This is a genomic window from Aminobacter niigataensis, from assembly GCF_946995915.1.
Taxonomy (GTDB): domain Bacteria; phylum Pseudomonadota; class Alphaproteobacteria; order Rhizobiales; family Rhizobiaceae; genus Aminobacter; species Aminobacter niigataensis.
Genome location: NZ_OX341517.1, coordinates 4,322,328 through 4,337,043, shown reverse-complemented (window position 1 = coordinate 4,337,043; position 14,716 = coordinate 4,322,328). Strand labels below are relative to the sequence as shown.

Below are 14,716 nucleotides of genomic sequence, written 5' to 3'. Positions count from 1 at the left end.
CTTGGACAAGGCCGGCTGCCGCCGGCCACAGGAGTTGATGGTGAACACGACAACGAACACAACAAAGATCACGCGGTTCGCTGCGGCGGTTGCCGTTGCATATGCCGCGTCGACGATGCCGAGCTACGCGCATTTTCTGCCCGAGGCCGGCGGCCTCGGGGCTGGACTATCTCACCCGCTCTCCGGGCTTGATCATATCCTGGCCATGGCTGGGGTAGGCATCTGGGCCGGGCAGAATGCCGACAACGAGCCGTATTTTCGCTGGCTGCCGCTCGGCTTCGTCATCGGAATGATCGCGGGCGCGGTCTTTGGCATGACCGGGCTGTCGCTTCCCTTTGTCGAACTGGGCATCGCCGGATCGGTGGTGTTGCTGGGCGCGATCGTGGCGCTGGGCAGCCGGGTGCCGTTCGGTGCGGCCTTTGCGATGACGGTTGCCTTCGGCGGCCTGCACGGTTTCGCCCACGGCCAGGAATTGCCGATTGCCAGCAATGCCTTCCTCTATGGGCTGGGGTTTGTCGCTTCGACAGTTGTCCTGCATGCGCTGGGCTTCTCGCTTGCCAGCTTCGTCGCCCGCTTGTCCTGGCGTAGCGCGCTCAAGGTGGGCGGTGGCGGCATCGCCGCCGCAGGCGTCGTCCTGGCAGCCGGTCTGGCCGGCTGATCGGTCGAGCCTATCGATCGGCGGAGCCGGCGCCCAGCCGCCTCCGCCCGGCCTGAGCGTTGGAGGGCGCTCAGGCACATCGCTTCGGCCATACGGCTGAAACCTCCGCATCCTGATCTGTCGCATGCCCTGCAAATGGGAAGCGACGAACGATTGAACTCCCTGGCGCGCGATGCCGCGCCGGTACGAAACCTGTTTGCCAAAATGACCGGAGGAACAAGATGACCTTGAGCTGGCGTTTTACCGCCCTTGGCGATCGTCACCGAGCACTCGGCTCCAATCTCGAGGATTGGAGCGGCATGGGAACAGCCTGGACCTACGACGCCGATCCGTTCGACCAGCACGTCGCGATCCGCACCAGGGCCGGCCTGATGGACGTTTCAGGATTGCGGAAGATGCACCTGATCGGGCCGCACGCGATTGCGATCCTCGAGTACATCACGACCCGCAGTGTGGCCAAGATCCAGCCGGGCCGTTCGGTCTATGCCGCTATCCTCAACGAGCGCGGCCACCTGACCGACGATTGCGTGCTGTATCGCAACGGACCCAACGCCTGGATGCTGGTCAGCGGAACCGGCACGGCGCATGAGGAGATCATCAAGCAGGCCGCCGGGCGCAATTGTGCCGTGCTGTTCGACGACGACCTTCACGATCTATCGCTGCAGGGACCTCTGGCAGTCGATTTCTTGGCCAAACACGTGCCCGGAATCCGCGACCTCAATTATTTCAACCACATCCACACCACGCTGTTCGGCGCTCCGGTGACGATCTCGCGCACGGGCTACACCGGCGAGCGCGGCTACGAGATTTTCGTGCGCGGCCAGGATGCGCGGCTTGTCTGGGATACGATCCTTTCCGAAGGCAAGGATATGGGTATCATCCCGTGCTGCTTCAGCACGCTCGACCTGCTGCGGGTCGAGAGCTACCTGCTGTTTTATCCCTACGACAATTCCCAGATGTACCCGATTGCAGGAGAGCCGGTTGGAGACAGCCTGTGGGAACTCGGCCTCGATTTCACGGTATCGCCTGGCAAGACCGGCTTCCGGGGGGCGGAAGAGCATTATCGCCAGAAGGGCAAGGAGCGGTTCAAGATCTTCGGCATGCTGATCGAGGGCGACCAGATGGCCGATCTCGGCGACGAGGTCTGGGCCGACGGCAAGAAGGTCGGCGTCATCACCTGCCCGTCCTATTCGAAGCTGACCAAGCGATCGATGGCGATCGCCCGTCTCGATGTGCCCTATGCCAAGCAAGGCGTAAAGCTGGAAGTCCGCGGCAAGTCGCTGCGGGCTAACGCGATCGCTCACACGCTGACCTTCGACGATCCGGAAAAGAAAAAACGGACCGCAAAGGGGTAATATCCGAAGATGGTAGCGGGGGATCGATGTGAGCCTGGTGTTGGCAACGCTGGCAACCTCAGGCGGATCCCCCTCGCGAACGCTTCACCAGACGTTGCGGATTGATTGCAGATCCATGTGAGGCTTGGGCTGTGAGGCAAGCAGGACCATCAGTCGAAGGGGCTGGAGCCGTGTGCTCAGGCGACCCGACGGGCAGTGCCGGTTTGGATTGACGGTCCTGACACGTAACGCTGCCCAAGCGCGTTGCCTTTCTTCGGCCGGCAGGATATTTCTATGACACCGGAAACAGTGGCGTTTCCCAAATCTCCCCAAGCAGAATCTGTCCGGCTCACGCTGATGACCGGAGTACTTTGTTTCGGCCTGCTCAATTGGTGGCATAGATCGCATGGCAAATGTCGACTGGCGTATTGGCGTCTTGTTCTCCAGCAGCGGGGTAACTGCTGCGGCCGAGATGGCGGAAGCGAATGCGACACGCCTGGCAACAGAAGAGATCAACGCAGCCGGCGGCGTTCGGGGGCGACCGATCAAGCCTGTTTTTTATGACCCGGAATGTTCTGCCAAGAAATATCAGGAACTCGCCGTTCGTCTTCTCGCCGAGGATGGCATCAAGATCATTTTCGGATGCTATATGTCGTCGGCGCGAAAGGCTGTCCTCCCGGAAATAGAATCCTACCGAGGACTGCTGTTCTACCCAACTTTCTACGAGGGGTTCGAGTACTCGACACGTTGTTTCTACACGGGTTCCTCATCGAACCAGAATGCGGTCCAGCTCGCGCGGTATCTGATAGAGAATTACGGCAAGCGGTTCCTCCTGGTCGGCTCGAACTACGTGTTCCCCTACGAGTACAACCGTGTCGTCATGGATCTTGTGACGAGGGCCAACGGGACCATTCTCGACGAGATCTATGTCCCTGTCGAAGCCGTCCGCAAGGATTTCGACCGGGTCATCAAGCAGATCAAGAAGCTGAAGCCGGACATCGTGGTGTCGACGGTGGTGGGCACCGGCGCGGTCATGCTTTACGAGGCCTACAAAGAGGCCGGCTTTGACGTCGAGACCATGCCGATCGCGAGCCTGACGACAACCGAAGCCGAAGTTGCCGAGATGGCGCCCGAGGTTGCTGCGGGGCATCTGACTTCGGCGTCGTTCTTCGAAACTCTGGACACGCCACAGGCGCGGCGGTTTGTTTCCGCCTACAAAAAACGCTTCGGCCCCAATGCTCCTGTCACGGCAGGCGCCGAGGCCGCCTATTTTCAGGTTCATCTCTACGCCAATGCTCTGGAATTGGCCGGTACGGATGAGCCTGAGGCTTTGGCCAAACACTTGGCCGGGCTGGAATTCGATGCGCCGCAAGGCCGCATACGGATTGACCCCGATAATCACCACACAGAACTCTGGTCACGGATCGGGCGTGTCAATTCGGAGGGCAAGTTCGACGTCATCTGGCAATCCGAAACGAGAGTCAGGCCGGATCCTTACTTCGTCACCGCGTCATTCGATGATTGGATGAGCAAACCACATCAGCTGCAACGCAAAGCATAGTGGATCGTTCGGTGCCAGCCAGGATACTCCAGGACCTGAAAGGCTTGCGCGTTCAAGTCATCCATCCGCCGGACTCGGAGGGATTGGCATTGATCGAGCATCTTCGCCGCATTGGCTGCAGCTGTGAGACGACCTGGCCTCTGCCTGATGCCATAAGCCCCTCGGCGGTGGTGGTCCTGGTTTCGATCGAGCAGGAGAACCGGGAAAAGATCCTGCGCCTGTTTCGACCGGTGCAGCCGTCCGACCCCGCCTTGCTGGCGGTGGTCACCTACGAAGACCCAAGCACACTTCAGGTGGTCCTGGAATGCGGTGCGCTGGCAGTCATCGAGCGGCCGATCCGCCCGTTCGGCTTACTGACCAACCTGACGATCGCACGCGCGCTTTGGCTGGAGCGACAGAATGCGGGCAAGAGAATCCGCAAGCTCGAACGAAAGCTGGCCGGAAACAATCGGATCTTGCGGGCCAAGAGTATTCTGATGGAAACACAAGGGCTTAGCGAGCATGATGCCTACGAAAACATTCGTCGGCAGGCGATGGCAAAGCGCGTTCCGATGGACGATCTGGCGAGTGCGATCATCAATGCACATGAGCTCTTGACCTTCAAAGAGATGCGTGACTAGAATGAAAAATAATTGACGCCGGGTGAAGCCTGAGCGTCGATCCGGTGCGAGACAAGGTCGTCAGCACTGACAGGCTGTGTAGCCCGCAAGACTCCTGAACGGAGTTGGCGGGTTTTTTTGTTTTCGGCTGTTCCCGACAGGGCCGTTGGCAGCCGTTGGTTCAGTTTACAGCTATTCCCGACGCTCATTGGTCAGCGCGTGCGAACGCGTGCGCGGCATTGCTTTGGCCAAAGTCGGATACCTGTTTCGGCGTCATGCGTGCCGGATCGTCAGTCAAGCGTTCGTTCGTCTGAAAAGGGATGTCTGTAGTAATAGTAAATAACAAGAAAATAAAACCAAATTCTTATCGCGTGTGTTCCGCAACTATTTCGGAGAAGTGAATGGTATGATTTGGAGTTAAGCTTTCTAAATATCAGGAGGAGCGAAAAAATACTGAATAAGTTTTGATTATTACATCGTTCTAATACACGTTCTGCACGGCCGCGAATGGGGCGGCTTCCTAAAAATAAATCGCACATAGATGCGAACAGGAGGAACAATGAAGAACCAAGATCGACGTACGTTTCTTAAAGCATCGGGTCTTGCGGCTGTCGGACTGGCAGCTCCGGCGATCCTGCGTCTCGGGGGCAAGGCCTGGGCGGCAAATGAGATTCCCGTCGGCATCATGTATTCGCTGACGGGCACCACGGCGATCGTCGAGAAATCGATGAACCAATGCGCCCAGATGGCGATTGCCGAAATCAACGCCAAGGGTGGCGTTCTTGGCCGCCAGCTGCGTGCCATCATCGAAGACCCGGCATCCGAGCCGCGCATATACAGCGAAAAGGCGCGCAAGCTCACGATCGAAGACCAGGTTCCCGTGATCTTCGGCTGCTACACCACAGCCAGCCGCAAGGCTGTCCTGCCGGTCGTGGAGCGGCGCAAGGGCCTGCTGGTCTGGCCGACCTGGTACGAGGGCGAGGAGTGCTCCAAAAACGTGCTCTACGCCGGCTCGGCAGTGCCCAACCAGCAGCTGGAAAATTCCCTGCCGTGGCTGAAAAAGAGCCTCGGCAAGAACAAGGTCTTCATCGTTGGCTCCGACTATGCCTTTCCCCGCGGGATGGCAAAGACCTCGAAGACGATCTGCCAAAGGATCGGCATGGAGGTTGTCGGCGACGAATACCTCCCGCTCGGGCATACCGAATGGGCGTCCATGGTCTCGAAGATCGGTTCGAGCGGCGCAGACGTCATCTTCTCCAACGTCGTGGGCGACTCCATCGTTGCCTTCTACCGGGAGCTGCGCAACCAGGGCTACGACTTCGACAAGCTGCCTTTGTGTTCTTCGACGACAACCGAAGTCGAGATCAAGGCGATGGGTCCTGAATACGCGCTGGGAAGCTATGTTTCGCTGCCCTATTTCCAGACCGTCGACACACCGCAGAACAAGGTTTTCGTCGAGGCATTCAAGGCCTACGCCGGAGCCGACGCTGTAACCCACGCGGCGATGGAGGCGGTGTATATCGGCGTCAACATGTGGGCAATGGCGGCAGAAAAGGCCGGTGATCTCGCGCCGGAGGCCATTGTTGCCAGTGTTGGCGGCCTGTCCTTCGACGCGCCGCAGGGCAAGGTCACGGTCGATCCCGACAACCTGCACAGCTACCTGACGCCGCGCATCGGCAAGACCCGTGCGGACGGCCTGCTCGACGTAGTCGATCAGTATGCCGAGCCGCTTGTGCCGCTGCCGTACTCGAGTGTCGGCGAGACGGCCGAGAAGCGGGTCTGCGCGACAAGCGGGGCGACCCTCTAGTCCTCGATCAGCCAGCTTTGCCGGCGCGGATGCTCGCGCCGGCACGATCCCTCGACAGACGCGGATGAAAGCGGCATGGAAACATTTGTCATCGGCCTGAGTATCGCATCGATACTTTTCATGGTCGCCCTTGGCCTGGCGATAATCTACGGCACCATGAACGTCATCAACCTGGCCCATGGCGAGATGGTGATGATCGGGGCCTACACCACGGTCCTGGCGACCAAGCACCTTGGCTTCAACATCTATCTCTGCCTGCCGCTGGCGTTCCTGGTGACAGCGACCTTCGGGCTGATCATCGAGCGAACAGTCGTTCGCAGGCTCTACGGGCGGCTGCTCGACACCTTGCTGGCAACCTGGGGCATTGCGCTCATACTGCAGCAACTCATCCGAATTCACTTTGGGCTCGGGCTCTTCGGCATCGAGATCGATGGCCTCGGCTCGGACCTTCAGAACGTCCCTGTTCCAGCCGAACTGCAGCAGGCCATACGTGTCTTCGGCGCCAACATACCGGTCTACCGAGCCTTCGTGTTCGTGGCCGCCCTGGCGTTGGGCGCTATCAGTTGGCTGCTGATCTTCAGGACGCGATTTGGCAGCCAGCTTCGGGCCGTTTCGGTTGCCAGGAATACTGCGGCGGCCTGCGGTATCAACGACAAGCGCGTCAATATGCTGGCGTTCGCCTATGGCTCCGGACTTGCGGGCATTGCGGGCGTGCTGGTGTCGGGTTTCAAGACCGTGTCACCCGACATGGGAACGCCTTATGTCGTCGATGCCTTTCTCGTTGTCGTCGCCGGCGGCGTTGGCCATCTGCTCGGCACCTTCGCCTCGGCAGGCATTCTCGGCGAAGTCCAGAGCTTCGTCGCCACCTGGGCAAACGACGTCTACGGGCGAACGGTCCTGTTCACCGTCGTGATCCTCATTCTCCTCTTCAAGCCTCAGGGCCTCTTCGTCACCAAGAGCCGCTGAGCTTGGCTGCAACATGGACGAGCGCATGACATACCGCACCGCTTCCATAATCGCATACATAGTGTTCTTCGCCGTTGTGCTTGCGCTTCCGCTCGTGCTCAACAGCTTCTGGACCAACCGTGTCGCGACTTACCTTGTCTATTCGATCTGTGCGATCGGCATCAGCATGTCGTGGGGCTATGCCGGCATCCTGAGCCTCGGCCAGGGACTTTTTTTCGGCATGGGCGCTTACATGCTGGCGATGTCGCTGACCCTGGCCGTACCGGAAAACAATCCGGTACCGCAACTCATGCTTCTCAACATGGAGCCGGATGCTGTCCGCGATCTATGTTGCGTCACCACCGGATCGTTCCTGTGGATTCCATTTCGATCCATCACGGTCGGCATGATTGCTGCGATCGTCGTGCCGTGCGTACTGGCTGCCGCGATCGGCTATGTCATGTTCAAGCGACGGACGACCGGCGTCTATGTCAGCATCATCACGCTGGCCTTCGCCTTGATCGGCCAGTTGCTGATCATCAACAACCAGCCGCTCACCGGCGGCTTCAACGGCCTCGCCAACCTTGCGCTGCTGGAAATTGGCGGCTTTGAATTCGACCCCTACGGCCCAAGCGCGTACTACACCGTCGCGCTCACGCTCCTCGCGGTGATCCTCCTGGCCCGCTACATGCTGTCGGGGCGGATAGGCCAGGTCCTCAAGGCCATTCGCGAGGACGAAGCGCGCGCCCGCTACCTCGGCTACGACGTCGAGAATTACAAGCTCTTCATCTTCTGCGTTTCGGCCGGTGTCGCCGGCCTGGCGGGAATGCTGTTCACCCTGACCTCCGAATTCGCCACGCCGTCGCTGATGGCGACGTCATTGAGCATCTCGATGGTGATCTGGGCTGCGACAGGTGGCCGTGCATCCCTGCTCGGCGCCTGTATCGGCGCTCTGATCGTCAATTTCGTCGGCTCCCTTGCCAGCGAAAGCGCCACCTTCCAGCCGGTCTGGCCGATCATTTTGGGTCTGCTTTTTGTCTTCGTCGTTCTGTTCATGCCGAACGGGATTGCCGGGATATTCAAGGCTTTGGTCGAACGCTCCGGCAAGGCCGAGCGCTTTGCCGAGGCCGAACTGTCCGCAAGGGAGGCATGATTGATGAATGCCCTTCACAGGCCATCTCGAACTGCGGCACTGGCATCAGCTGCCCCCATCCTGCGGACGCAGAATCTGACGGTGAGGTTCGACGAATTTCCCGCCGTTCGCGACGTCGATCTGTCGATCGCCGATGGCGAACTCAGGGTGATCATCGGCGCCAATGGTGCCGGGAAGTCGACCTTGCTCGACCTCCTTTGCGGCAAGACGCTGCCGTCCGAGGGCGAGATCTGGCTGCATGACCGCAACATCACCGGCATCGGCGAGGCTGCCATTGCAAGGAGCGGCGTCGGCCGCAAGTTCCAGACGCCAACGGTTTTCAAGGACATGACCGTGCTGGAAAACCTGCAGGTTGCCAGCAACCGCAGGGTCCGTGTTTTCCAGAACCTGTTCGAACGGGTGAAGCCCAGGCCAAGCGACAGGGAGGTCGCCGTCGCAGAAAGGACCGGGTTGCTCGGTTCGATGAAGCGCAAGGCATCGGAACTGTCGCACGGTCAACTGCAATGGCTCGAACTGGCAATGGTCCTGAGCCAGGACCCCAAGATCATTCTCCTCGACGAGCCCGCCGCAGGGATGACCTCGGCCGAAACCGACAAGACGGCCGAGTTGCTGCTCGACCTTGCGGGCCAACACACGGTGCTGGTGATCGAACACGACATGGCATTCGTCCGCCGCATCTGCCGGACCATTACCGTGATGCACCAGGGATCAGTACTTGCCGAGGGAACCGCGGAGGAGATCGAACGCAACCCCGCGGTCATCGAGGCCTATCTTGGATCGGCGACGCTCAGCCATGCTTAAATTCAAAGACCTCAACGTGTTCTACGGAACCAGCCACATCATCCACGATCTCAATCTTGAAATCCGCAAGGGCGAGGTTTTCTGCATCATGGGGCGCAACGGTGTGGGCAAGACGACCCTGTTGCGCAGCCTGCTCGGCATCACCGTGCAGACCAAGGGCGCGATCGAATTCGAAGGTACCGAGATCAGCCGGGACCTTACCTATGAACGTGCGCGGCGCGGCATCGGTTATGTGCCCCAGGGGCGTGAAATCGTGCCAGGGCTCAGCGTGCTCGACAATATCCTGCTTGGCTGCAACGCGCGGGCGGATCGCCAGATGTCGGTCCCTCCCTTGGTCTGGACCCTGTTTCCCTTCTTGAAAGATCATCTGAACCGACGTGGCACCAACCTTTCCGGCGGCCAGCAGCAGCAACTGGCGATTGCCCGGGCACTCGCCACGGATCCAAGCATTCTTGTCCTTGATGAACCGACTGAGGGCATCCAGCCAAACATAGTCGAGCATATCGAAAAAGCGATCATGTCGCTCAACCGGGATCATGGGCTGACCATCATCCTCGTCGAGCAGAAGATACGCTTTGCGCGTACCGCTGCGCATCGATTTGCCATCCTCGAAAAGGGACAAATCGCGGCAGCCGGCGAAACTGCCGACCTCAGCAACGAGCTGATCCACAAGCATATGAGCCTGTAGAGCCGAAGTGGCTTTGGTGGTCGGGATATCCGATGGCACCGACGAGTGGTCTAGCGCAGAAAGGATTTTGAGATGCTGCGAGTTGAAAGCGTTGTAGGCAGCCGAAGCGATCCGGGCTTGCACGAGGCCATCCACCATCTCGAACATCACCATGCGGTCGAGTTCGTGACGGTTGCGGCCGGCGATCTCGACCGGCGGCGGCTGATGGCGCGGACGGACAAGGGCGAGGAGGTGGCGATCACCTTGCCGCGCGACCAGAAGCTGCACGATGGTGCCGTGCTTGTGCTCGACGACCATCGCGCGGTGATAGTCAGGGCCGGCGAGCAGCGCTGGCTGAGGATCACGCCGCACTCGGCCAGCGATGCGCTGGAACTCGGCTATCACGCCGGCAATCTCCACTGGCGGGTGCGTTTCGACGGTGAGGATCTTCTGGTGGCGCAGGACGGGCCCGCCTCGGCCTATGCCGCGCGCATCGAGCCGTTGATTTCCGGCGGTCGGGTCAAGCTGAGCGAGGAGGCCGAATGAGCCTTTCCGCAACGAACCTGCTCGTCGCCCTGCAGCATGCCGACGGGCAATTCCCATCAGGCGGCTTTGCCTTTTCGCAAGGGCTCGAGGCATCGTCATCGCTGGCCGACCGGTTGGGCGTGTTCGAATTCGCCGATTTCGTCGACACCCAGATCCGCCACCGCTGGGCCGATGCGGACCGTGTCGCGCTGGTGCGGGCGTATCGGCTTGCCGGCGATCTCGACGCGCTTGCCGAACTGGACCGCGAGGTCGAGGCCTCGACCTTCGTGGAGGGGCTGCGGTCGGGCTCGCGCCGCAACGGCACGGCCCTCCTGACCACCCATGGGCGCCTGGGAACCAAGGGGGCGACTGCCTATCGCGGAATGGTCCGTTATGGCAGCGCCTGCGGCCACCTCGCCGTCGTCCAGGGCCTTGTGTGGCAGGCGCTTGGCCTCGACGAGGCGACGGCCGTTGCGATCGGCGGCTACCAGATGGTCGCCTCGCTGGCGACGGCTGCGGTGCGGCTCGGCCTGATCGGGGCCATCGACGCGCAGGCTTCGATGGCCCGGGCACTACCCGCGATCGAAGCCGCGGCCTGCAGGCCGGTCGCGGATGGCGAGGCGCTGCGTTCGTTCACGCCGCTTTGCGAGATCGCAGTCGCCATGCACGGCACGTCCGGCCAGCGCCTGTTTTCCAATTGATGAGGAGCGCACGCCATGTTGCTTACCCCGACCGAACTTGAACGCCTGACCATCTACACGGCGGCCGAACTTGCGCGCAAACGCCGGGCCAAAGGCTTGTCGCTCAACTACCCCGAAGCCGTCGCGATCATCTCCGACGAGATTCTCGAAGGCGCCAGGGAAGGGCGCTCGGTCGCCGAGATGATGTCGTTCGGCTCCGCCATCTTGACCCAGGCCGACGTCATGCCAGGGGTGGCGGCGATGTTGCCGATGTTGCAGATCGAGGCGACGTTCCGCGACGGCACCAAGCTGGTCACCGTGCATGAGCCGCTGCGGCCGGCAGCCGGTGCCGTTGCCGACGATCTCGAACCCGGCGCGATCATCACCGAAGACGGCGAGATCGAGCTGAATGCCGGCCGCCGCAAGCTGACGCTGAAGGTGGTCAACACCGGCGACCGTCCGGTGCAGATCGGCAGCCACTACCACTTCTTCGAGGTCAACAAGGCGCTCGACTTCGACCGCGCGGCTGCCTTCGGCATGCGGCTCGACATTGCCGCGGGCACGGCGGTGCGTTTCGAGCCGGGGCAGGAGAAGGACGTGCCGCTCACCACTTTCGGCGGGCAGCAACAGCTCTCCGGCCTCAACGGGCTGTCGAACGGCTCGGCCGACGATGCGGCGGTCAAGGCCGCTGCCCTTGATAACGCCCGCGCCCGCGGCTTCCGCGGCGCCTGAGGGGAGGAACGACCATGGCAACACTGTCACGCCGCGACTATGCGGCAATGTATGGCCCGACCACCGGCGACGGCTTTCGCCTCGGCGACACCTCGCTCGTCGCCGTCGTCGAGAAGGATTTCGCCGTCTATGGCGACGAATGCCTGCATGGCGGCGGCAAGACCTTGCGCGACGGAGCCGGCCTTGCCGCCGGCGTCACCAGTGCCGAGGGCGCGCTCGACTTCCTGTTGTGCAATGTCACCGTGATCGATGCCGTGGTCGGCATCGTCAAGGGCGATCTCGGGATCAGGGACGGCAAGATCGTCGGCATCGGCAAGGCCGGCAATCCGGCGATCATGGACGGTGTCGATCCGCGCCTGATCGTCTCCGCGGCAACCACGGTGCGCGACTGCGAGGGCCTGATCGCCACCGCCGGCGCGCTCGACGTGCATGTCCATTTCGACAGCGCGCAATTGTGCGAGCATGCCATTGCCTCGGGCATCACCACCATGCTCGGCGGTTCGCTCGGGCCGATCACCGTCGGCATCGATTGCGGCGGCCCGTTCAATGTCGGCAAGATGCTTCAGGCGGCGGAAGAATGGCCGATCAATTTCGGCTTTCTCGGCCGCGGCAATTCGCACAAGCCGGCCTCGCTGGTCGAGCAGATCGAGACCGGTTGCCTTGGCCTCAAGCTGCACGAGGACTGGGGCACCATGCCGGCCTCGATCGACACCTGCCTGACGGTGGCCGACCAGCTCGATTTCCCGGTCCAGATCCATACCGACACGCTGAACGAATCCGGCTTCCTCGAGGACACGCTCGCCGCCATCAACGGTCGCACCATCCACATGTACCACACCGAAGGTGCCGGCGGCGGCCACGCCCCGGACATCATCAGCGTCGCCGGCGTGCCGTGGTGCCTGCCGTCCTCGACCAACCCGACCAATCCCTACACCGTCAACACCTTCGACGAACACCTCGACATGACGATGGTCTGCCATCACCTCAACCCGGCCATTCCCGAGGATGTCGCCTTTGCCGAAAGCCGCATCCGCGCCCAGACCATCGCCGCCGAGGATATCCTGCACGATATCGGCGCGATCTCGATGCTCGGCTCCGACAGCCAGGGCATGGGCCGCATCAACGAGGTGATCTGCCGCACCTGGCAACTCGCCGACAAGATGAAGAAGCAGCGCGGCCGCCTGCCAGAGGAGGCGACGCGCTTCGGCGACAACGAACGCATCAAGCGCTACGTCGCCAAATACACCATCAATGCAGCCCGCACCTTCGGCATCGCCGCGCATGTCGGTTCGCTCGAAGACGGCAAGATGGCCGACATCGTGATCTGGCGGCCGGCTTTCTTCGGCATCAAGCCAGAGCTCGTCATCAAGGGCGGCTTCATCGCCTGGGGTGCCATGGGCGACAGCGCCGCGTCGCTGATGACCTGCGAGCCGCTGTTGCTGCGCCCGCAATGGGGCGCCTTCGGACGCGCCAAGCAGGCGCTCTCGGCCTGCTTCGTAAATCCGCTCGCCATCGACCGGGGCCTTGCCGCGACGCTCGATCTGAAGAAGGCGCTGCTGCCCTCGCGCGGCAATCGCGGCCTCACGAAGAAGGACATGCTGCACAACGATGCCTGCCCCAACATCCGCGTCGATCCGCAGACCTTCGATGTCTTTGTCGATGGCGAATTGGCCACCTGCGAGCCGGCGCATGAGCTGCCGCTGACCCAACGCTACATGCTGAGGTGATATCATGGACGTCAGGACTTCTTCCTTTGCACCGTCGGCCTCGCGCGTCGGGGCTGCCCGCATCGGCATCGGCGGACCCGTCGGTTCCGGCAAGACGGCACTGATCGAACGGCTGATCCCGGCCTTTGCCGAGCGCGGCGTGTCGCTGGCGATCGTCACCAACGATCTGGTGACGGCCGAGGATGCCGAACGCATTCGGCGCTCCGGCCTGATCGATCCGGCGCGTGTCGCAGCCGTCGAGGCGGGCGCCTGTCCGCACACCGTCATCCGCGAGGATCCGACGCTCAACATCGCCGCCGCCGACGATCTGGAAGTGCTGTTTCCCGATGTCGAGCTGATCCTCATCGAGAGCGGCGGCGACAATCTCGCCTCGACCTTCTCGCTCGATCTTGTCGACTGGTGGATGTTCGTCATCGACGTTGCCGGCGGCGACGACATTCCGCGCAAGAAGGGCCCCGGCGTCCTCAAATGCGACCTGCTGGTGGTCAACAAGACCGATCTCGCCCCCCATGTCGGCGTCGATCTCGCGTCGATGGCAGCGCAAGCCGCCACCGCGCGGGCTGGCCGGCCGATGGCGCTCACCAATTGCCGCAGCAATGACGGGGTCGACGCGATTGCCGACCGCATCGTCTCGGACGTGTTGTTCAGATGACGAGCCATTGGCCCCAACCGCGTACCGCTCACGTCCTGGTACAGCCGCGCCAGGCCGAGGCACGCTGTGGCCGTTTCGAGCTCGCCTTCTCCCGTCATGGGCCGCGCACCCATCTGGGCCGCCAGTTCGTGTGCTACCCGTTCCACATGACACGGCCGTTCGCGCTCGATAGGGCCATTCCGTCGCTGCTGACGGTCTATCAGCAATCCTCCTCGGGGGGCCTCTATCGCGACGACAGGCTGACGAGCCGCTACGAGCTCGGCGCCGGTGCGGCAGCCCATGTCACCACCCAGGCGGCAACCGTGGTGCATGATTGCCACGGCCAGCCGGCGCACCAGGAGACCGAGATTGTCCTGGAAGAGCACGCGTTCCTGGCCTTGACGCCCGATCCGCTGGTGCTGTTTCCCGGCGCATCCAGTTCAAGCACAGTGCGGGCCAGGCTCGCACCCGGCGCCGTACTGCTACTGTCCGATGCCTTTACCTGCCACGATCCGGAGGGGCGCTTGCGTTGCTTCGACCGGCTTGGCTCCGATGTCTCGATCCGCGACGCCGCGGGCCGGCTGCTCGTGCGGGACAATCTCGAAGTCAGCGGCGCGCATCTCGCAGGGCCGGCTTCGCCCATCGGCGGCTGGAAGGTCGTGTCCAACTTCATGCTGCTGGGCGATCCCACCCGGCTTCCGACGGCCGAAGCGCTTGTGGCGCTGAACGACATGGCCTCGGCGATCTTAGGGGTGAGCACACTTGCCAATGGGGCGGGCTTTGGCCTGCGCTGCCTGGCGGCCGATGCGATCGCCGCCCGCAGCATGGGCGAAAGCCTTTTCGAGCTCGCCGTGGCCGCGGCCTTCGGCATCCGGCCCGTGCCACGACGCAAATGA

Annotated in this window: 15 protein-coding genes; all 15 read left to right on the top strand. The window is 62.0% G+C overall.

Going from position 1 to position 14,716, the window contains the following annotated elements:
- The first annotated feature begins 1 nt into the window (after nucleotide 1).
- Nucleotides 2-658, top strand: a complete 657-nt coding sequence (locus tag O1Y97_RS21140; RefSeq protein ID WP_318762265.1) for a HupE/UreJ family protein — start codon at nucleotides 2-4, stop codon at nucleotides 656-658.
- 221 nt (nucleotides 659-879) lie between these two features.
- Nucleotides 880-2,013: an aminomethyltransferase family protein gene (locus tag O1Y97_RS21135; RefSeq protein ID WP_263007830.1), complete on the top strand. Its 1,134-nt coding sequence runs from the start codon at nucleotides 880-882 to the stop codon at nucleotides 2,011-2,013.
- 385 nt (nucleotides 2,014-2,398) lie between these two features.
- Nucleotides 2,399-3,553 carry a transporter substrate-binding domain-containing protein gene (locus O1Y97_RS21130; RefSeq protein ID WP_263007829.1) on the top strand — a complete coding sequence of 385 codons (1,155 nt, stop codon included), beginning with the start codon at nucleotides 2,399-2,401 and terminating at the stop codon, nucleotides 3,551-3,553.
- 11 nt (nucleotides 3,554-3,564) lie between these two features.
- Nucleotides 3,565-4,173 carry an ANTAR domain-containing response regulator gene (locus O1Y97_RS21125; RefSeq protein WP_263007833.1) on the top strand — a complete coding sequence of 203 codons (609 nt, stop codon included), beginning with the start codon at nucleotides 3,565-3,567 and terminating at the stop codon, nucleotides 4,171-4,173.
- Nucleotides 4,174-4,711: 538 nt separating this feature from the next.
- Nucleotides 4,712-5,959 carry a transporter substrate-binding domain-containing protein gene (locus O1Y97_RS21120; RefSeq protein WP_263007828.1) on the top strand — a complete coding sequence of 416 codons (1,248 nt, stop codon included), beginning with the start codon at nucleotides 4,712-4,714 and terminating at the stop codon, nucleotides 5,957-5,959.
- Nucleotides 5,960-6,034: 75 nt separating this feature from the next.
- Nucleotides 6,035-6,925, top strand: coding sequence for an urea ABC transporter permease subunit UrtB (urtB, locus tag O1Y97_RS21115; protein WP_263007827.1), 891 nt, complete (start codon nucleotides 6,035-6,037; stop codon nucleotides 6,923-6,925).
- Between the two features lie 25 nt (nucleotides 6,926-6,950).
- Nucleotides 6,951-8,057 carry an urea ABC transporter permease subunit UrtC gene (gene urtC, locus O1Y97_RS21110; protein WP_263007826.1) on the top strand — a complete coding sequence of 369 codons (1,107 nt, stop codon included), beginning with the start codon at nucleotides 6,951-6,953 and terminating at the stop codon, nucleotides 8,055-8,057.
- Nucleotides 8,058-8,060: 3 nt separating this feature from the next.
- Nucleotides 8,061-8,858 carry an urea ABC transporter ATP-binding protein UrtD gene (urtD, locus tag O1Y97_RS21105; RefSeq protein ID WP_263007825.1) on the top strand — a complete coding sequence of 266 codons (798 nt, stop codon included), beginning with the start codon at nucleotides 8,061-8,063 and terminating at the stop codon, nucleotides 8,856-8,858.
- Entirely contained in the window at nucleotides 8,851-9,546 is a 696-nt protein-coding gene (urtE, locus tag O1Y97_RS21100) for an urea ABC transporter ATP-binding subunit UrtE (protein ID WP_263007832.1), read from the top strand. Before urtD ends, urtE begins: the two co-directional genes overlap by 8 nt.
- 72 nt (nucleotides 9,547-9,618) lie before the next feature.
- Entirely contained in the window at nucleotides 9,619-10,071 is a 453-nt protein-coding gene (gene ureE, locus O1Y97_RS21095; protein ID WP_263007824.1) for an urease accessory protein UreE, read from the top strand.
- Entirely contained in the window at nucleotides 10,068-10,751 is a 684-nt protein-coding gene (locus tag O1Y97_RS21090) for an urease accessory protein UreF (protein WP_263007823.1), read from the top strand. Before ureE ends, O1Y97_RS21090 begins: the two co-directional genes overlap by 4 nt.
- A 15-nt stretch (nucleotides 10,752-10,766) precedes the next feature.
- Nucleotides 10,767-11,462, top strand: a complete 696-nt coding sequence (locus O1Y97_RS21085) for an urease subunit beta (protein WP_263007822.1) — start codon at nucleotides 10,767-10,769, stop codon at nucleotides 11,460-11,462.
- Nucleotides 11,463-11,476: 14 nt separating this feature from the next.
- Nucleotides 11,477-13,189, top strand: coding sequence for an urease subunit alpha (ureC, locus tag O1Y97_RS21080; RefSeq protein WP_267322175.1), 1,713 nt, complete (start codon nucleotides 11,477-11,479; stop codon nucleotides 13,187-13,189).
- Nucleotides 13,190-13,193: 4 nt separating this feature from the next.
- Nucleotides 13,194-13,841: an urease accessory protein UreG gene (ureG, locus tag O1Y97_RS21075; protein ID WP_263007817.1), complete on the top strand. Its 648-nt coding sequence runs from the start codon at nucleotides 13,194-13,196 to the stop codon at nucleotides 13,839-13,841.
- On the top strand, nucleotides 13,838-14,716 hold the full coding sequence (locus O1Y97_RS21070; protein WP_263007816.1) for an urease accessory protein UreD: 879 nt from the start codon (nucleotides 13,838-13,840) through the stop codon (nucleotides 14,714-14,716). Before ureG ends, O1Y97_RS21070 begins: the two co-directional genes overlap by 4 nt.